Raw genomic sequence first — 18,016 nt, 5'->3', positions numbered from 1 at the left:
TTAACTGAGCAGGTGCGTTGACGCTATGTCGGGAATCCAGGGGAAGTAAAACAGGGCTAATGAGAAAGGTAAAAATTGGACTGGCGTTGGGCTCAGGTGCAGCCCGGGGTTGGTCACATATTGGCGTTATCAATACCTTAAACCAGATGGGGATTGACGTTGATATTGTCGCAGGATGTTCTATCGGGTCGCTGGTCGGATCCGCGTACGCCTGCGGTAAGCTCCCGGAGCTTGAAAGCTGGGTGCGCTCCTTCAGTTACTGGGATGTGCTGCGCCTGATGGATCTCTCCTGGCAGCGTGGCGGCCTGCTGCGCGGCGAACGCGTGTTCAATCAGTTTCGTAAGATAATGCCCCTCGCTGACTTCAGCCACTGCCAAATGCCTTTCGGTGCCGTTGCAACCAACCTCAGTACGGGCAGGGAGTTATGGCTCACCGAAGGGGATATTCATCTCGCCGTTCGCGCATCCTGTAGCATGCCGGGGTTAATGGCGCCTGTGCCTCACAACGGCTACTGGCTCGTTGATGGGGGCGTAGTGAATCCTGTACCCATCTCTCTGACCCGCGCCTTGGGGGCGGATATCGTTATTGCCGTGGATTTACAGCACGACGCACACCTTATGCAGCAAGATTTGATGCCGGTTAATCTTCAGAGCGATGACGCGGAAGAAGAGAAACTTGCCTGGCATGCGCGATTACGCGGCAGAATAGGGCGCCTGACCGCCCGTCGCGCGGTGACCGCGCCGAACGCCATTGAAATCATGACGACCTCTATTCAGATCCTTGAGAATCGCCTGAAGCGAAACCGTATGGCTGGCGATCCTCCGGATATTCTTATTCAACCCTATTGTCCACAAATCTCTACCCTTGATTTCCACCGGGCTGAGGCCGCCATAGCAGCGGGCTCGTTAGCCGTCGAAAAGAAAATAGATGAACTGTTGCCTTTTGTGCGTACAGCACGTTGAGCACTTTTTTGATTACTTCAGCAAAATCTGACAGGCGATAGTACCAATAGCATGCCACTATTGAGTAACTGTCAGCCAGGGGAGGAACCATGACACAGCCATTGGCCGGAAAACATATTTTGATAGTAGAAGACGAGCCCGTTTTCCGATCGCTACTGGATTCGTGGTTATCCTCACTGGGTGCAACCACGTCCCTTGCCGAAGATGGCGTCGAGGCACTGGAAAAAATGGCCAGCATGGCGCCTGATCTGATGATCTGCGACCTTGAGATGCCGCGCATGGACGGATTAATGCTGGTGGAAAACCTGCGTAATGAAGGTTATCAGACACCGATACTGGTGATCTCGGCCACCGAAAATATGGCGGATATTGCTAAGGCGTTGCGTTTAGGTGTGCAGGATATTCTGCTCAAACCGGTTAAAGATTTGAACCGTCTGCGTGAAACGGTGTTGGCCTGCCTGTATCCCAATATGTTTAATTCCCGGGTGGAAGAAGAAGAACGTCTTTTCCAGGACTGGGATGCTTTAGTCAGTAATCCGCTCGCGGCCGCGAAGCTGCTTCAGGAACTTCAGCCGCCGGTGCAGCAAAATATCTCTCATTGCAGAGTAAATTATCGCCAGCTGGTAGCGGCTGACCAGCCTGGACTGGTGCTGGATATTGCGCCGCTATCAGATTCTGACCTCGCTTTTTATTGCCTGGATGTTACCCGGGCGGGAGATAACGGCGTTCTGGCGGCCTTATTACTCCGTGCGCTGTTTAATGGATTGCTACAGGAACATTTATCCCATCAGGGGCAACGACTTCCTGAGTTAGGCAGTTTACTAAAACAGGTCAACCAACTTTTTCGCCAGGCCAATTTGCCGGGGCAGTTCCCGCTTCTGGTTGGCTATTATCACAGCGGGTTGAATAACCTTATTCTGGTCTCTGCGGGTTTAAATGCCACGCTGAATACTGGCGAACACCATATTCAGGTGAGTAACGGTGTGCCGTTGGGTACGCTGGGAAATACTTACCTTAATCAAATTAGCCATCGCTGCACCTCCTGGCAGTGCCAAATTTGGGGTGCCGGAGGGCGGTTACGCTTAATGTTGTCCACGGAGTAAGCAGTCAGATTTTATTTTTCAGATTGCTTTACCTGTGTTTTTGCTGGCAGTGCTACTATCGCTGCAAGTTTCATGCGTATTTGTCTTAATTGATCGGCAACGCGTTCTTTTCAGACCCGTATTAGTGGCTGAGACTGTATACTCAACGCGTTATTCAATGCATAAAAGTTCAAAACTTGAACAGTTCAGGAGAATTTCAATGGCTGCCCTTAATTCGAAAGTCAGAAAGGCCGTTATCCCGGTGGCGGGATTGGGTACCAGGATGTTGCCAGCGACGAAGGCAATCCCAAAAGAGATGCTGCCTCTGGTTGATAAGCCATTAATCCAGTATGTCGTGAATGAATGTATTGCAGCAGGTATCACCGAAATTGTGCTGGTGACGCATTCATCTAAAAACTCTATCGAAAACCATTTCGATACCAGTTTCGAACTCGAAGCAATGCTGGAAAAACGCGTTAAGCGCCAGTTGCTGGAGGAAGTGCAGTCTATTTGCCCTCCACACGTTACCATTATGCAGGTTCGTCAGGGCCTGGCGAAAGGCCTGGGGCACGCAGTATTGTGTGCACACCCGGTAGTGGGTGATGAGCCGGTCGCGGTTATTCTGCCTGACGTGATTCTTGATGAGTACGAGTCCGATCTTTCCCAGGAAAACCTGGCGGAAATGATTAAACGCTTCGACGAAACCGGCAGCAGCCAGATTATGGTTGAGCCAGTCGACGACGTGACCGCTTACGGCGTGGTTGACTGCAAAGGCGTTGACCTGCAACCTGGCGAAAGCGTACCGATGGTTGGCGTTGTTGAAAAACCTAAAGCGGACGTCGCGCCGTCTAACCTTGCTGTCGTTGGTCGTTACGTACTGAGCGCTGAAATTTGGGCTCTGCTGGCGAAAACGCCTCCGGGTGCGGGCGATGAAATCCAGCTGACGGATGCTATCGATATGCTGATCGAGAAAGAGACCGTGGAAGCCTACCATATGAAAGGTAAGAGCCATGACTGCGGGAATAAGCTCGGTTATATGCAGGCATTCGTCGAATATGGTATTCGCCATAACAGCCTGGGTGAAGAATTTAAAGCCTGGCTCAAAGGTAGCGTGGGTATTAAGTAATAAACTCACAGCCCAGTGAACAAGACCGGTGGAGCGATGCCCACCGGTTTTTTTATGCCTGTCGCTCCGTAATTGGCGGGGGATTGTCAGGGACGTTAAATAGGGAGCCTCACAATATGACAGAATGTAAGGAGATGTTCGGGCAAATATTACAGGCATAAAAAATCCCGCATTAAGCGGGATTTTTCAGAATCTTTCCAGATTAATCCTTGATCAGGAAGTCATCCAGTTGTTTACCTTGTTCGTCCATTGCTTTCTTGATTACAGCAGGAGTACGGCCCTGGCCGGTCCAGGTTTTCTCTTCGCCGTTCTCATCGATGTAGCTATATTTAGCAGGACGTGCCGCGCGTTTTGCTTTGGTACCGGTTTTAGCCGCAGCCATGCTGTTCAGCAATTCGTTTGGATCGATACCATCGGCAATCAGCATTTCACGATACTGTTGCAGTTTACGTGTACGTTCTTCGATTTCAGCCGCAGCAGCGCTTTCTTCTTCACGACGTTCGTTAACTACAACTTCTAATTTTTCGAGCATTTCTTCAAGCGTCTCAAGGGTACATTCTCTTGCCTGCGCACGAAGAGTACGGATGTTGTTCAGAATTTTAAGTGCTTCGCTCATTGTAGTAATCTCAAACTTATAATGGGGGTGGGTTTGTTGTCCTAATAATAGAGCCTTAATTTCACTTGTGCAATAGGTGGGAATGTAAGGAATTCAAAAAATACAAAATAAACGACGCTATTATTAATTACGCTAACTTAAATTTCATTGTTTGTTGGGTCTGTGAGATATCGTTTCAAACGGCAAAAGCGCGTCATTTGCGTGTATGTTTTGTGACTTTTACCTCAGGAATTATAGTTGCGGTTGATAAATATCAGCCTTTTGTATTACCCCGAGTAAGCGCAGCGAAGACAAGAATAGTTAATAAATAGTGAATTTTAATGAACGAAGAAGACACTATAAAAAGAAGTGTTATCTCTGGTTGCGGACTCACCTTATTGTCAGTGTTTAATGCCTTTACTGCCTGTTTTAACGCATTATTTTGCGCTATTCGCGAAGGATTTACTGATGCATGGCAGGCTGGAGAGCGCAGCCCGCCGCTGATGACGGTACAAAATATGGTACAATGATCCATCGGGAATATTACACATTGATTAGGGTTCTTCGGCCAATGGCACAACTTTATTTCTACTATTCGGCAATGAATGCAGGGAAATCGACGGCGTTACTGCAATCCTCATACAATTATCAGGAGCGGGGGATGCGTACCGTTGTTTATACCGCCGAAATCGACGATCGCTTTGGGGCAGGGAAGGTGAGCTCAAGAATAGGGCTCTCGTCGCCTGCAAGGCTGTTTAACCCTGAAACGGACCTGCTGGAGGACATTCGTGCCGAGCATGCCTCTAAGCCTGTCCATTGCGTGCTGGTAGATGAAAGCCAGTTCCTGACCCGAGAGCAGGTCCATGCACTTTCAGAGGTCGTTGATGAGCTGGATATTCCCGTTCTTTGCTATGGATTACGTACCGATTTTCGTGGGGAGTTATTTGCCGGCAGTCAGTATCTGCTCGCCTGGTCGGATAAGCTGGTTGAGCTGAAAACAATCTGCTTTTGTGGCCGCAAGGCAAGTATGGTTCTTCGCCTGGACCAGTCGGGTAAACCCTATGCTGATGGCGAGCAGGTGGTGATAGGAGGCAATGAACGTTATGTCTCGGTCTGCCGCAAGCATTATAAAGAGGCGCTGGCTGTAGGCTCGCTGACGGCGTTACAGGGCGACAATCGAAAATAATAAGAATGTTTTACGGATCCTCAGATATAAAAAAACCCGCCAGCGGCGGGTTTTTTTATCATACTGTCAATCAAGCATTTTTCTTCGCTTTCTTGTCAGCCTTTACAACTTCGGGGATTTCAACTTTTACGGCAGCGACATCGCTTTCAGTGAAGTTACGACCGTAATAAGTATCCAGCAGGATCTGTTTCAGTTCGGAAATCAGTGGGTAGCGCGGGTTAGCACCAGTACACTGGTCATCGAATGCATCTTCAGACAGCTTATCTACGTGAGCGAGGAAGTCAGCTTCCTGAACGCCTGCTTCGCGGATAGATTTAGGAATACCCAGTTCAGCCTTCAGGCTCTCCAGCCATGCCAGCAGTTTCTCGATCTTCGTGGCAGTACGGTCGCCCGGTGCGCTCAGACCCAGGTGATCTGCGATTTCAGCATAACGACGGCGCGCCTGTGGGCGGTCGTACTGGCTGAATGCAGTCTGCTTGGTTGGGTTGTCGTTGGCGTTATAGCGGATAACGTTGCTGATCAACAGGGCGTTCGCCAGACCGTGAGGAATGTGGAACTGTGAACCTAGCTTGTGCGCCATGGAGTGACAGACACCCAGGAAGGCGTTAGCAAACGCAATGCCCGCGATGGTTGCCGCACTGTGTACACGTTCACGCGCAACAGGGTTTTTCGAACCTTCGTTGTAAGAAGCTGGCAGGTTTTCTTTCAGCAGTTTCAGCGCCTGCAAAGCCTGACCGTCAGAGAACTCAGAAGCCAGTACGGAAACGTAAGCTTCCAGAGCGTGAGTTACCGCATCCAGACCACCGAACGCACACAGTGATTTCGGCATTTCCATGACCAGGTTGGCGTCAACGATAGCCATATCTGGCGTCAGTGCGTAGTCAGCCAGCGGGTATTTCTGACCGGTTGCGTCATCAGTCACAACGGCAAATGGCGTCACTTCTGAACCAGTACCGGAAGTGGTGGTGACGGCGATCATTTTCGCTTTCACGCCCATTTTCGGGAACTTGTAGATACGTTTACGGATATCCATAAAGCGCAGCGCCAGTTCTTCGAAGTGAGTTTCCGGATGTTCGTACATCACCCACATAATTTTCGCGGCGTCCATTGGGGAACCGCCACCCAGTGCGATGATCACATCAGGTTTGAAGGAGTTCGCCAGTTCAGCGCCTTTACGTACAACGCTCAGGGTTGGGTCAGCTTCAACTTCAAAGAAGACTTCAGTTTCGACGCCAGCCGCTTTCAGAACAGAGGTGATCTGGTCTGCATAGCCATTGTTGAACAGGAAACGGTCGGTCACGATGAGCGCACGTTTGTGGCCATCAGTAATCACTTCATCCAGCGCGATTGGCAGAGAGCCGCGGCGGAAGTAGATAGATTTCGGAAGTTTGTGCCACAACATGTTTTCAGCTCGCTTAGCAACGGTTTTCTTGTTGATCAGGTGTTTTGGACCAACGTTTTCAGAGATGGAGTTACCACCCCAGGAACCACAACCCAGAGTCAGGGAAGGTGCGAGTTTGAAGTTGTACAGGTCACCGATACCACCCTGAGAAGCAGGGGTGTTGATCAGGATACGTGCCGTCTTCATCTTCTGACCGAAGTAAGCAACACGCTCAGGCTGGTTATCCTGGTCGGTGTACAGGCAAGAGGTGTGGCCGATACCGCCCATCGCCACCAGCTTCTCTGCTTTATCTACCGCGTCATCGAAATCTTTCGCACGGTACATTGCCAGCGTCGGGGAGAGTTTCTCGTGAGCAAACGGCTCACTTTCATCAACGACTTTCACTTCACCAATCAGAATCTTGGTGGTAGCAGGGACGCTAAAGCCAGCGAGCTCAGCGATTTTATACGCAGGCTGACCTACGATAGCCGCGTTCAGCGCACCATTTTTCAGAATCACGTCCTGAACGGCTTTCAGTTCTTTACCTTGCAACAGGTAGCCGCCGTGGCTGGCGAAACGTTCACGAACGGCGTCGTATACCGAATCAACCACGACAACAGACTGTTCAGATGCACAGATAACGCCGTTATCGAAGGTTTTAGACATCAGCACAGAGGCAACAGCACGCTTGATATCAGCCGTTTCGTCGATCACCACAGGGGTATTACCTGCGCCTACGCCGATGGCTGGTTTACCGGAGCTGTACGCAGCTTTAACCATACCAGGACCACCGGTCGCCAGAATCAGGTTAATGTCCGGGTGATGCATCAGTGCGTTGGACAGTTCAACAGAAGGTTGGTCGATCCAGCCGATGAGATCTTTTGGCGCACCCGCCGCAATGGCAGCCTGAAGCACGATATCTGCTGCTTTGTTGGTGGCGTCCTTCGCACGTGGATGCGGGGAGAAAATGATTGCGTTACGTGTCTTCAGACTGATGAGAGATTTGAAGATGGCGGTAGAGGTTGGGTTAGTGGTTGGAACGATACCGCAAATGATGCCGATCGGTTCTGCGATGGTGATGGTGCCGAAAGTATCGTCTTCTGACAGCACACCGCAGGTTTTCTCATCTTTATAGGCGTTGTAGATATACTCTGAAGCAAAGTGGTTTTTGATCACTTTATCTTCAACGATACCCATGCCGGATTCGGCAACGGCCATTTTAGCGAGAGGGATTCGAGCATCAGCAGCAGCCAGAGCGGCCGCGCGGAAGATTTTATCAACCTGTTCTTGGGTGAAATTGGCATATTCACGCTGGGCTTTTTTTACGCGCTCGACGAGGGCGTTCAGTTCAGCGATATTGGTAACAGCCATAATGCTCTCCTGATAATGTTTAAACTCTTTTAGTAAACCAGCGCTCGATACGTCTGACAGTATAGTCAGAGCCGATCCCACTTGCGTAACACACAGTAAAACAAAGGATTACTCACTGCTCCAGCTCACTAATTTACTAAAAGAGCCTTACCTTAGCATCATACCTTTTTGATAGGTGATCTCCCTGGCGGCGTAACCAAGATTACTCACTTCTGAGTACGAAAATTATGATCGAGATCAATTTTGTCCTAAGCTGATACCTTTCAGCAGGGTTATTTTGTGCTAATTATTCTACTGTTAAATAATTAAGTAACTATTGGAAGCAGCGATATCATTGATTACACAAATGTTTAACATCATGAATTGATAACGTTTAAGAACAGATTTCTGGTGAAGTATGCGGCTAAAAAGCGTATCTTCAGCGCGGATTTATCATGACATGCAGTTTCTCCCTGGCCATGCTCAATTGCGGAGCTTAATGTGATTCAAACGCTCTTTGATTTCCCTACATATTTCAAGTTTTTTATCGGCTTGTTTGCTCTGGTTAACCCGGTAGGGATCATCCCTGTCTTCATTAGTATGACCAGCTATCAGACGGCTGCGGCACGAAATAAAACCAACCTGACGGCAAACCTGTCGGTGGCGATCATCCTACTTACCTCTCTTTATCTCGGAGACGCCATTCTTCAGGTCTTCGGCATCTCAATTGATTCGTTCCGTATAGCAGGCGGGATCCTGGTGGTGACGATTGCCATGTCGATGATCAGCGGCAAGCTGGGGGAGGATAAACAGAACAAGCAGGAAAAATCAGAGACAGCTATCCGCGAGAGCATCGGGGTTGTGCCACTGGCGCTGCCGCTGATGGCGGGCCCGGGGGCGATCAGTTCCACTATTGTCTGGGGAACGCGCTACCACAGCCTGATGCACCTGATTGGCTTTTCTGTTGCCATTGCGCTGTTCGCGCTGTGCTGCTGGGGCGTATTTCGTATGGCGCCATGGCTGGTTCGCTTGCTGGGACAAACGGGCATCAACGTGATTACCCGTATCATGGGTCTGTTGTTAATGGCGTTGGGCATCGAATTTATCGTTACCGGTATAAAAAGTATATTCCCCGGGTTAGTACACTGACTTTCATTTGAAAGAGCGGAGCCAGCGGCTCCGTTTTTTTTACGTGATTATCTGCAAATCATATAAATAAAGTTGAAATAGGCGCCAGTCATAATAAGTTCTACTAATAATCCTCTTTTGTTGTTTTTCAAGGGGTTGTTTATTTTCATTTCCCCTTGCCGCGCATAAATCCCTCAAACCCTCTGTTATTTTACTCACATGATACTCTGGGGCTTGCTGACAGATAACCGAAATGATATTAGTAATTTCGACGCTGACTCAGACGAATGTGCTAAATAATAATCAATTGTTAAATTATCGTGAAAAATCGTTCAGCCAAGCTTTGTCGTCGCGTTTGTAGCAACAAAATTTCTTATCTGTATGAATTACATCTCTTTTTGTTGATTTCGGCGTAAGCCAGGGCTGGCACCATAGTTATGCCAGCCATCGTAAAAGAGAAATGCTTAACAAATTTGCAAAATGTATTGGCGAGAGTTGGCACCATTTGGTACTTTCCGGCCTTATATTTTGCAGCATTAAACAAGTTGATGAGAACTATTTTCATATAGCCCTCACATAAGATATCCAACGCATCTCTCTGACAGGGGAGAGGTGTAAAGAATCGACGCAAGACCGCCGTACGAGCGGTCAGTAATAATGAAGTCGGTGATAGCAAGAAGTAAAAAAAGAACCTGACAGTAGCAAAAAAAACTCCTGCGCTGTACAGGCCCCAACAGGGGATTACACAACTGGCGAAGGCCGGTCATTATAATGAGTGGAGTATCAACACAATGTCCATCATCACAAAAAAAAATCTGGTAGCGGCGGGGATTTTAACTGCGCTAATCGCGGGCAACGCTGCAATGGCTGCGGACGTTCCTGCTGGTGTTCAGCTGGCTGAGAAGCAAACGCTGGTACGTAATAACGGTGCGGAAGTGCAGTCTCTTGATCCGCACAAAATTGAAGGTGTTCCAGAGTCTAACGTTAACCGCGATCTGTTTGAAGGTCTGCTGGTGACTGACGTAGACGGCCACCCGGCTCCGGGCGTGGCGGAAAAATGGGACAACAAAGATTTTAAAGTCTGGACCTTCCATCTGCGTAAAGATGCGAAATGGTCCGACGGTACGCCGGTTACCGCCGAAGATTTCGTCTATAGCTGGCAGCGTCTGGCGGATCCGAATACCGCCTCCCCGTATGCGAGTTACCTCCAGTATGGCCATATTGCCAATATCGATGACATCATCACGGGTAAAAAGCCAGTTACCGACCTGGGCGTAAAAGCCATCGATGCCAACACCTTTGAAGTGACGTTGAGCGAACCTGTTCCGTACTTCTATAAGCTGCTGGTTCACCCGTCCGTCTCCCCGGTACCAAAATCCGCAGTAGAAAAATTTGGTGAAAAATGGACGCAGCCTGCGAATATTGTGACCAACGGTGCATATAAACTGAAGGACTGGGTCGTTAACGAACGTATGGTGCTGGAGCGCAACCCGCAGTATTGGGATAATGCGAAGACCGTTATCAATCAGGTCACCTACCTGCCAATCTCTTCTGAAGTGACGGACGTAAACCGCTACCGCAGCGGTGAAATCGACATGACCTATAACAATATGCCGATTGAACTGTTCCAGAAGCTGAAAAAAGAGATCCCTAAAGAAGTTCACGTCGATCCGTATCTGTGCACCTACTATTACGAAATTAACAACCAGAAAGCACCGTTCACCGACGTACGTGTTCGTACCGCACTGAAGCTGGCTCTGGATCGCGACATTATCGTGAATAAAGTGAAGAATCAGGGCGACCTGCCGGCTTACAGCTACACCCCGCCTTACACCGACGGTATGAAGCTGGTTGAACCTGAATGGTTCAAATGGTCCCAGGAAAAACGTAACGAAGAAGCGAAAAAACTGCTGGCTGAGGCTGGCTATACCGCCGACAAGCCGCTGACCTTTAGCCTGCTGTACAACACCTCCGATCTGCATAAAAAACTGGCTATTGCCGTCGCGTCAATCTGGAAGAAAAACCTCGGCGTGAACGTGAAGCTGGAAAACCAGGAATGGAAAACCTTCCTCGATACGCGCCACCAGGGAACCTTTGACGTGGCACGTGCAGGATGGTGTGCGGACTATAACGAACCGACCTCATTCCTGAACACCATGCTGAGCGACAGTTCGAACAATACCGCACACTATAAGAGCCCGGCGTTTGATAAGCTGATTGGCGAAACCCTGAAGGTGGCAGATGACGCCCAGCGCGCCGATCTGTACGCGAAATCAGAACAACAGCTCGATAAAGACTCTGCGATCGTTCCGGTTTACTACTACGTTAACGCCCGCCTGGTGAAACCATGGGTAGGGGGTTATACCGGTAAAGACCCGTTGGATAATATTTCCGTTAAGAATCTTTATATTATCAAGCATTAATGGCAATACGTGGGGCGAGCGAGCTTGCCCCACTGTGTCTATTTTGTAACATTCATCAGGCACACGCCAGAAGGTACGGGCAATGTTGAAATTTATCCTGCGTCGCTGTCTTGAAGCGATTCCAACGTTATTTATTCTAATTACAATTTCCTTCTTCATGATGCGTCTTGCACCGGGCAGTCCTTTTACCGGTGAACGCACGCTTCCGCCAGAAGTTATGGCCAACATCGAAGCGAAATACCATTTAAACGATCCTATCACCACGCAGTACTTCAACTATCTGAAGCAACTTGCACACGGTGATTTTGGTCCGTCATTTAAATATAAAGACTATTCCGTTAACGACCTGGTGGCGTCCAGCTTCCCGGTATCGGCTAAATTAGGGGCTGCTGCATTTATCCTGGCCGTTGTTCTCGGTGTCACTGCGGGCGTTATCGCTGCGCTAAAACAAAATACCCGATGGGATTACGCCGTAATGGGGGTCGCAATGACCGGGGTGGTTATCCCCAGCTTCGTTGTCGCGCCGTTGCTGGTCATGATATTCGCCATAACCCTGAAATGGCTTCCCGGGGGCGGCTGGAACGGCGGGGCGCTGAAGTTCATGATATTGCCGATGGTGGCATTATCTCTGGCCTACATCGCCAGCATCGCCCGTATTACCCGCGGTTCAATGATTGAAGTCCTGCACTCGAACTTCATCCGTACCGCCCGTGCGAAAGGGCTGCCGATGCGCCGGATTATTTTCCGTCATGCCCTCAAGCCTGCACTGTTACCGGTACTCTCCTATATGGGTCCGGCTTTCGTCGGCATTATCACGGGTTCAATGGTGATTGAAACCATTTATGGTCTGCCGGGCATCGGGCAGCTGTTTGTTAACGGGGCGCTTAACCGTGACTATTCGCTGGTGCTGAGCCTGACGATCCTCGTGGGCGCGCTGACCATTCTGTTTAATGCCGTTGTCGATGTGCTGTATGCCGTTATCGACCCGAAAATCCGTTACTAACTGGAGCACGCCATGATGTTGAGTAAGAAAAACAGCGAGGCGCTGGAAAACTTCAGTGAAAAGCTGGAGGTCGAAGGTCGTAGCCTTTGGCAGGACGCCCGCCGTCGTTTTATGCATAACCGTGCCGCCGTTGCCAGCCTGGTCGTGCTGGTGCTTATCGCGCTGTTCGTAACCCTGGCACCAATGCTCTCTCAGTTCACCTATTTCGATACGGACTGGGGCATGATGTCCAGCGCGCCGGATATGGAATCCGGGCACTATTTCGGCACCGACTCCTCCGGGCGTGATTTGCTGGTGCGTGTGGCGATTGGCGGCCGTATCTCCCTGATGGTTGGCATCGCGGCGGCGCTGGTGGCGGTGATTGTCGGCACGCTTTACGGCTCGCTTTCCGGTTACCTCGGCGGGAAAGTGGACTCCGTGATGATGCGTCTGCTAGAAATCCTGAACTCCTTCCCGTTCATGTTCTTCGTCATTCTGCTGGTGACCTTCTTTGGTCAAAATATCCTGCTAATCTTCGTGGCGATCGGGATGGTGTCCTGGCTGGATATGGCGCGTATTGTGCGCGGCCAGACGCTGAGCCTCAAACGTAAGGAGTTTATCGAAGCCGCACATGTTGGCGGCGTTTCTACCGCCAATATTGTGGTGCGTCATATCGTTCCTAACGTGCTGGGCGTGGTGGTGGTGTACGCCTCCCTGCTGGTGCCAAGTATGATCCTGTTTGAATCTTTCCTGAGCTTCCTGGGATTAGGTACGCAAGAGCCGTTGAGTAGCTGGGGCGCTCTGTTAAGTGATGGCGCAAACTCCATGGAAGTGTCACCGTGGTTACTGCTGTATCCGGCGGGCTTCCTGGTCGTCACCCTGTTCTGTTTCAACTTTATCGGCGATGGCCTGCGTGATGCCCTCGACCCGAAAGACCGTTAAGGAGCGCCGTCATGACCATTATTGAAACGGCAACCGCGCCACAGGCGCAACAGCGGACCAGCGCACTGCTGGACGTTAAAGACCTCCGCGTGACGTTTAAAACCCCCGACGGTGATGTTACTGCCGTTAACGATCTCAACTTCGACCTGCGTGCCGGTGAAACGCTGGGCATTGTGGGCGAATCCGGTTCCGGTAAATCCCAGACCGCATTCGCGCTGATGGGCCTGCTGGCGTCAAACGGCGTGATCGGCGGTTCGGCGACGTTTAACGGGAAAGAGATCCTGAATTTGCCGGAACATGAGCTGAACAAGCTGCGCGCCGAGCAGATTTCAATGATTTTCCAGGATCCGATGACGTCCCTGAACCCCTATATGCGGGTGGGTGAACAGCTGATGGAAGTGCTGATGCTCCACAAGGGGCTGGGCAAAGCCGAAGCGTTTGAAGAGTCCGTCAAAATGCTGGATGCGGTGAAAATGCCTGAAGCACGCAAGCGCATGCGCATGTATCCGCACGAGTTTTCCGGCGGTATGCGTCAGCGCGTTATGATCGCGATGGCATTGCTTTGCCGGCCAAAACTGCTGATCGCTGATGAACCGACCACCGCCCTGGACGTGACCGTTCAGGCGCAGATCATGACGTTGCTGAATGAGCTGAAGCGCGAGTTCAACACCGCCATCATCATGATTACCCACGATTTAGGCGTCGTTGCCGGGATCTGCGACAAAGTGTTAGTCATGTATGCAGGCCGCACGATGGAATACGGTAATGCTCGCGATGTGTTCTACCAGCCAGCCCATCCGTACTCTATCGGGCTGTTGAATGCCGTTCCGCGTCTTGATGCGGAAGGGGAGTCGCTGCTGACTATCCCGGGTAACCCGCCAAACCTGCTGCGTCTGCCAAAAGGCTGCCCGTTCCAGCCGCGTTGTCCGCATGCGATGGAAATCTGTAACAGCGCACCGCCGCTGGAAGCGTTTGCCCCAGGCCGTCTGCGCGCCTGCTTTAAGCCGCTGGAGGAGCTGGTATGAACGCGATCGACGAAAAAAGAAATGTGCTGCTCGAAATCGCTGACCTGAAGGTCCATTTCGATATCAAAGACGGTAAACAGTGGTTCTGGCAGCCTGCCAAAACCCTGAAAGCGGTGGATGGCGTCACGCTACGCCTGTACGAAGGCGAGACCCTGGGCGTGGTAGGCGAATCCGGCTGCGGCAAATCGACGTTTGCGCGTGCGATCATCGGCCTGGTGAAGGCCACCGACGGGAAAGTGGCCTGGCTTGGCAAAGATCTGCTGGGGATGAAGCCGGATGAATGGCGCGACGTGCGCAGCGACATCCAGATGATTTTCCAGGATCCACTTGCGTCCCTGAACCCGCGTATGACCATTGGCGAAATCATTGCCGAGCCGCTGCGCACCTATCATCCGAAGATGCCGCGCCAGGAAATTCGCGATCGGGTGAAAGCGATGATGCTCAAGGTGGGTCTGCTGCCTAACCTCATCAACCGCTACCCACACGAGTTTTCCGGCGGTCAGTGCCAGCGTATCGGTATCGCACGCGCGTTGATCCTTGAACCAAAACTGATTATCTGTGATGAGCCGGTTTCGGCGCTGGACGTTTCCATCCAGGCCCAGGTGGTTAACCTGCTACAGAAACTGCAACGGGAAATGGGGCTGTCGCTGATCTTCATCGCCCACGATCTGGCGGTGGTAAAACACATTTCGGACCGTGTGCTGGTCATGTATCTGGGCCACGCCGTAGAGCTGGGCACGTATGATGAGGTGTACCACAATCCTCTGCACCCTTATACCAAAGCGCTGATGTCTGCGGTTCCCGTTCCGGACCCCGATCTGGAAAAAAATAAAACCATTCAGCTTCTGGAAGGTGAACTGCCTTCGCCAATCAACCCGCCTTCAGGCTGCGTATTCCGTACTCGATGCCCAATAGCCGGGCCGGAATGTGCGAAAACACGGCCGGTTCTGGAGGGCAGTTTCCGACATGCGGTTTCCTGCCTGAAAGTAGACCCGTTATAATCGCAAGGGCTGACATGATGTCAGCCCTTATTTTTCGAGGTTAATGTGTCGCGATTATTCACGTCGGCCCGCCAGCGGCTGTATCACCTTTTATTTGATCCTGAAACGGTTTCCGGTCGCCGCTTCGAAGGTCTGTGTGGTTTATTTGCGCTGATTAGCGTCATTATTATCTTTATCGAATCCGGCGCCGGAACGCAGTACCACATGACGTATGAGGAGTGGCACGTTTTCGTCTGGCTGGAATTGATTGTCACGCTGGTGTTTACTGCGGAATATGTGCTGAGGGTCATTAGCTGGCCAAATCCGGCGAAATACGTTTTCAGCTTCTGGGGATTTATTGATTTAGCCACCATCCTGCCGCTGTATGTCATGTGGCTGTGGCCTGAGATCAGCTTGAATTATGTGTTTGCCTGGCGTGCAATGCGGGCGATTCGTGTGTTACGGATTCTCAAACTGCTGCGCTTTATGCCGTCGCTGCGGGTTTTTTGGGTTGCCATTGTCAGCGCCCGCCACCAGCTGATTCTCTTCTATTCGTTTATTGCTATCGTGATGATCGTTTTTGGCTCCCTTATGTATTTAATCGAAGGGCCGAAATACGGGTTTACCACGCTTAATGCGTCTGTTTACTGGGCTATCGTCACGGTGACCACCGTGGGCTATGGCGATATTACCCCGCATACGCCGCTCGGACGTATTGTGGCATCGGTTCTTATCCTGATCGGCTATTCGGTGATAGCGATTCCGACGGGGTTAATTACCACCCATATGAGCAGCGCCTTCCAGAACAGTAAGCAGCAACGCAAATGTCCGAATTGTCAGCAGGGGAATCATGAACCCGGCGCGCGGTTTTGTCACCGCTGTGGAAATGCCTTACCGGATTAAATAAAAAGGCTGCGCGGGCAGCCTTTTTTATTATTCGCGCCAGAGGATATGGCACAGTTTGTGATCTTTCTCGCGGCACAGCAGGACGCGGGCAAAGATGTCGTTAATTTCTCCGCCGTCTTCATCTGCAAGGCCAATCACCACCTCGGCGAAGAAGTCCGGGTTGAGATCAAAATCGACATGTTCGGCCCAGTCTTCAGCCGGATCGAACAGCTCAGCACCGCCACGCTCTTCGAATTGCAGGTTGAAAAGAATGACGTCAGCAGGGTCGAGATTATCGACCGCCAGCTCGAGAAAAATATCGTAGGCCTGTTCGAGCGTTTCGTCTTCGGTCAGGCGATTGTTCAGATCCATTTCCATGATGACTACCTGTTAAACATCGTTGGGCACGTTTTACAGCAACGGACTAAAGAAGTAAAACAGTCGTTCGGCAATTCGCTGCCACAGCGGACGTTTCGCCCACAGTCTGGCGTCCAGCAGGCGTGAGCGGGAGATATAATCGTCCTGAACCGCTGCCAGATCGCCACCGAACCCGGCGTCATCAATGACCAGCGTAATTTCAAAATTCAGCCACAGACTGCGCATATCGAGGTTGACAGTACCCACCAGGCTCAGCTCTCCGTCCACCAGCACGCTCTTGGTGTGTAACAGGCCGCCTTCGAACTGATAAATTTTAACGCCTGCGGCCAGCAGCTCACTAAAGAACGCGCGGCTTGCCCACCCGACCAGCAGCGAATCGTTCTTGCGCGGCATAATAATGCTCACATCCACTCCGCGCTGTGCCGCTGTACAGATGGCATGCAGAAGGTCGTCGCTGGGAACGAAATAGGGCGTGGTCATGATCAGATATTCCCGCGCGGAGTAGGCGGCGGTAAGCAGTGCCTGATGGATCAGATCTTCCGGGAAGCCAGGACCGGAGGCGATAGTGTGGATAGTGTGCCCGCTGGCTTCCTCAAACGGCATGATATTGCCATCCGGCGGCGGGGGAAGAATGCGTTTCCCGGTTTCAATTTCCCAGTCGCAGGAGTAGACGATGCCCATTGAGGTCGCGATCGGTCCCTCCATCCGCGCCATCAGATCGATCCATTGCCCCACGCCGGATTCCTGCTTGAAGAAGCGGGGGTCAACCATGTTCATGCTGCCGGTGTAGGCGATATAGTTATCGATCAGAACCATTTTCCGGTGCTGGCGGAGATCCATGCGACGCAGAAAGACGCGGAAAAGATTCACTTTCAGCGCCTCGACCACCTCGATACCGGCGTTGCGCATCATGCCTGCCCACGGGCTACGGAAAAAGGCCACGCTGCCGGCGGAGTCCAGCATCAGGCGGCAGTGGATACCGCGACGTGCAGCGGCCATTAGCGATTCGGCGACCTGGTCCGCCATGCCGCCCGGCTGCCAGATATAAAACACCATCTCGATATTATGCCGGGCGAGCTGGATATCACGGATCAGCGCCTGCATCACATCATCAGAAGAGGTCATCAGTTGCAGCTGATTGCCTTTTACCCCAGCAATCCCCTGGCGGCGTTCGCACAGCTTGAACAGAGATGCGGCCACGCTACTGTTCTCTTCAGCGAAGATATGCTTGCAGGCTTTAAGGTCGGCAAGCCATTTCGCCGTGGAGGGCCACATGGCGCGGGCGCGTTCGGCGCGGCGTTTACCCAGATGAAGTTCACCGAAAGAGAGATAGGCGATGATGCCCACCAGCGGCAGAATGTAGATAATCAGAAGCCAGGCCATGGCGGAAGGTACCGCTCTGCGTTTCATCAGAATGCGCAACGTCACCCCGGCAATTAACAGCCAGTATCCTAAAATGACCAGCCAACTCACCACGGTGTAGAAGGTTGTCATAAATAAAAAATCCTTTTGAAAGCGTATTGTTATGAGTTTACGCATCAGGATTCATCTGGCAAATAAAAACGGCAGATAAAAGCGCTGGTTTGCCGCC

General features: G+C 51.2%; 16 protein-coding genes. 12 read left to right on the top strand and 4 right to left on the bottom strand.

Going from position 1 to position 18,016, the window contains the following annotated elements:
- The first annotated feature begins 59 nt into the window (after positions 1 to 59).
- From rssA to galU, 3 genes are all read left to right on the top strand, one after another.
- A complete protein-coding gene (gene rssA / locus SK50_RS14765; RefSeq protein ID WP_017693310.1) occupies positions 60 to 962 on the top strand; it encodes a patatin-like phospholipase RssA in 903 nt (300 codons plus the stop codon).
- An 89-nt stretch (positions 963 to 1,051) separates the two neighbouring features.
- Positions 1,052 to 2,065 (top strand): two-component system response regulator RssB, encoded by a 1,014-nt coding sequence (rssB, locus tag SK50_RS14760; protein ID WP_045345084.1) that lies wholly within the window; start codon positions 1,052 to 1,054, stop codon positions 2,063 to 2,065.
- Between the two features lie 199 nt (positions 2,066 to 2,264).
- Positions 2,265 to 3,170, top strand: coding sequence for a UTP--glucose-1-phosphate uridylyltransferase GalU (galU, locus tag SK50_RS14755; RefSeq protein ID WP_003856723.1), 906 nt, complete (start codon positions 2,265 to 2,267; stop codon positions 3,168 to 3,170).
- Positions 3,171 to 3,372: 202 nt separating this feature from the next.
- On the opposite strand, the gene hns is transcribed toward galU, so the two are convergent.
- Positions 3,373 to 3,786 (bottom strand): histone-like nucleoid-structuring protein H-NS, encoded by a 414-nt coding sequence (hns, locus tag SK50_RS14750; protein ID WP_003856724.1) that lies wholly within the window; start codon positions 3,784 to 3,786, stop codon positions 3,373 to 3,375.
- Positions 3,787 to 4,106: 320 nt separating this feature from the next.
- Here hns and SK50_RS23915 point away from each other — a divergent pair, with 320 nt between their 5' ends.
- Together SK50_RS23915 and tdk are read left to right on the top strand one after the other, a co-directional pair.
- Positions 4,107 to 4,295: a hypothetical protein gene (locus SK50_RS23915; protein WP_123912598.1), complete on the top strand. Its 189-nt coding sequence runs from the start codon at positions 4,107 to 4,109 to the stop codon at positions 4,293 to 4,295.
- A 41-nt stretch (positions 4,296 to 4,336) separates the two neighbouring features.
- On the top strand, positions 4,337 to 4,951 hold the full coding sequence (gene tdk, locus SK50_RS14745; RefSeq protein ID WP_003856726.1) for a thymidine kinase: 615 nt from the start codon (positions 4,337 to 4,339) through the stop codon (positions 4,949 to 4,951).
- Positions 4,952 to 5,021: 70 nt separating this feature from the next.
- Here tdk and adhE read toward each other — a convergent pair whose 3' ends face one another.
- Positions 5,022 to 7,703 carry a bifunctional acetaldehyde-CoA/alcohol dehydrogenase gene (adhE, locus tag SK50_RS14740; protein ID WP_048229604.1) on the bottom strand — a complete coding sequence of 894 codons (2,682 nt, stop codon included), beginning with the start codon at positions 7,701 to 7,703 and terminating at the stop codon, positions 5,022 to 5,024.
- Positions 7,704 to 8,183: 480 nt separating this feature from the next.
- Between adhE and SK50_RS14735 the strand changes: the two genes are divergently transcribed.
- The 7 genes from SK50_RS14735 to SK50_RS14700 all read left to right on the top strand — a co-directional run bounded on the left by SK50_RS14735 (position 8,184) and on the right by SK50_RS14700 (position 16,065).
- Positions 8,184 to 8,831 carry a YchE family NAAT transporter gene (locus tag SK50_RS14735; protein ID WP_017384236.1) on the top strand — a complete coding sequence of 216 codons (648 nt, stop codon included), beginning with the start codon at positions 8,184 to 8,186 and terminating at the stop codon, positions 8,829 to 8,831.
- A 770-nt stretch (positions 8,832 to 9,601) separates the two neighbouring features.
- The gene (gene oppA / locus SK50_RS14725; protein WP_017693312.1) at positions 9,602 to 11,233 is read left to right on the top strand and encodes an oligopeptide ABC transporter substrate-binding protein OppA; all 1,632 of its coding nucleotides are present in this window, start codon (positions 9,602 to 9,604) and stop codon (positions 11,231 to 11,233) included.
- An 82-nt stretch (positions 11,234 to 11,315) separates the two neighbouring features.
- Positions 11,316 to 12,236 carry an oligopeptide ABC transporter permease OppB gene (gene oppB, locus SK50_RS14720; protein WP_003856738.1) on the top strand — a complete coding sequence of 307 codons (921 nt, stop codon included), beginning with the start codon at positions 11,316 to 11,318 and terminating at the stop codon, positions 12,234 to 12,236.
- A gap of 12 nt (positions 12,237 to 12,248) precedes the next feature.
- Positions 12,249 to 13,157: an oligopeptide ABC transporter permease OppC gene (gene oppC / locus SK50_RS14715; RefSeq protein ID WP_048229602.1), complete on the top strand. Its 909-nt coding sequence runs from the start codon at positions 12,249 to 12,251 to the stop codon at positions 13,155 to 13,157.
- An 11-nt stretch (positions 13,158 to 13,168) separates the two neighbouring features.
- Positions 13,169 to 14,182: an ABC transporter ATP-binding protein gene (locus tag SK50_RS14710; protein ID WP_017384234.1), complete on the top strand. Its 1,014-nt coding sequence runs from the start codon at positions 13,169 to 13,171 to the stop codon at positions 14,180 to 14,182.
- Positions 14,179 to 15,183 (top strand): murein tripeptide/oligopeptide ABC transporter ATP-binding protein OppF, encoded by a 1,005-nt coding sequence (gene oppF, locus SK50_RS14705; protein WP_017384233.1) that lies wholly within the window; start codon positions 14,179 to 14,181, stop codon positions 15,181 to 15,183. The genes SK50_RS14710 and oppF overlap by 4 nt, the downstream gene beginning before the upstream one ends.
- Before the next feature lie 45 nt (positions 15,184 to 15,228).
- On the top strand, positions 15,229 to 16,065 hold the full coding sequence (locus SK50_RS14700; RefSeq protein WP_003856745.1) for an ion transporter: 837 nt from the start codon (positions 15,229 to 15,231) through the stop codon (positions 16,063 to 16,065).
- A gap of 30 nt (positions 16,066 to 16,095) precedes the next feature.
- On the opposite strand, the gene SK50_RS14695 is transcribed toward SK50_RS14700, so the two are convergent.
- Positions 16,096 to 16,425 carry an HI1450 family dsDNA-mimic protein gene (locus tag SK50_RS14695; protein WP_003856748.1) on the bottom strand — a complete coding sequence of 110 codons (330 nt, stop codon included), beginning with the start codon at positions 16,423 to 16,425 and terminating at the stop codon, positions 16,096 to 16,098.
- Between the two features lie 33 nt (positions 16,426 to 16,458).
- Entirely contained in the window at positions 16,459 to 17,919 is a 1,461-nt protein-coding gene (cls, locus tag SK50_RS14690; protein ID WP_017693313.1) for a cardiolipin synthase, read from the bottom strand.
- Between the last annotated feature and the right edge of the window lie 97 nt (positions 17,920 to 18,016).

It is taken from the genome of Enterobacter sp. BWH64, assembly GCF_001037645.1.
Lineage (GTDB): Bacteria > Pseudomonadota > Gammaproteobacteria > Enterobacterales > Enterobacteriaceae > Enterobacter > Enterobacter hormaechei_C.
This window is presented reverse-complemented; position numbering and strand designations above follow the sequence as displayed.

Coding starts and splice junctions, on each gene's coding strand:
- rssA (WP_017693310.1), top strand. CDS start 60: ATGAGAAAGGTAAAAATTGGACTGGCGTTGGGCTCAGGTGCAGCCCGG.
- rssB (WP_045345084.1), top strand. CDS start 1,052: ATGACACAGCCATTGGCCGGAAAACATATTTTGATAGTAGAAGACGAG.
- galU (WP_003856723.1), top strand. CDS start 2,265: ATGGCTGCCCTTAATTCGAAAGTCAGAAAGGCCGTTATCCCGGTGGCG.
- hns (WP_003856724.1), bottom strand. CDS start 3,786: ATGAGCGAAGCACTTAAAATTCTGAACAACATCCGTACTCTTCGTGCG.
- SK50_RS23915 (WP_123912598.1), top strand. CDS start 4,107: ATGAACGAAGAAGACACTATAAAAAGAAGTGTTATCTCTGGTTGCGGA.
- tdk (WP_003856726.1), top strand. CDS start 4,337: ATGGCACAACTTTATTTCTACTATTCGGCAATGAATGCAGGGAAATCG.
- adhE (WP_048229604.1), bottom strand. CDS start 7,703: ATGGCTGTTACCAATATCGCTGAACTGAACGCCCTCGTCGAGCGCGTA.
- oppA (WP_017693312.1), top strand. CDS start 9,602: ATGTCCATCATCACAAAAAAAAATCTGGTAGCGGCGGGGATTTTAACT.
- oppB (WP_003856738.1), top strand. CDS start 11,316: ATGTTGAAATTTATCCTGCGTCGCTGTCTTGAAGCGATTCCAACGTTA.
- oppC (WP_048229602.1), top strand. CDS start 12,249: ATGATGTTGAGTAAGAAAAACAGCGAGGCGCTGGAAAACTTCAGTGAA.
- SK50_RS14710 (WP_017384234.1), top strand. CDS start 13,169: ATGACCATTATTGAAACGGCAACCGCGCCACAGGCGCAACAGCGGACC.
- oppF (WP_017384233.1), top strand. CDS start 14,179: ATGAACGCGATCGACGAAAAAAGAAATGTGCTGCTCGAAATCGCTGAC.
- SK50_RS14695 (WP_003856748.1), bottom strand. CDS start 16,425: ATGGAAATGGATCTGAACAATCGCCTGACCGAAGACGAAACGCTCGAA.
- cls (WP_017693313.1), bottom strand. CDS start 17,919: ATGACAACCTTCTACACCGTGGTGAGTTGGCTGGTCATTTTAGGATAC.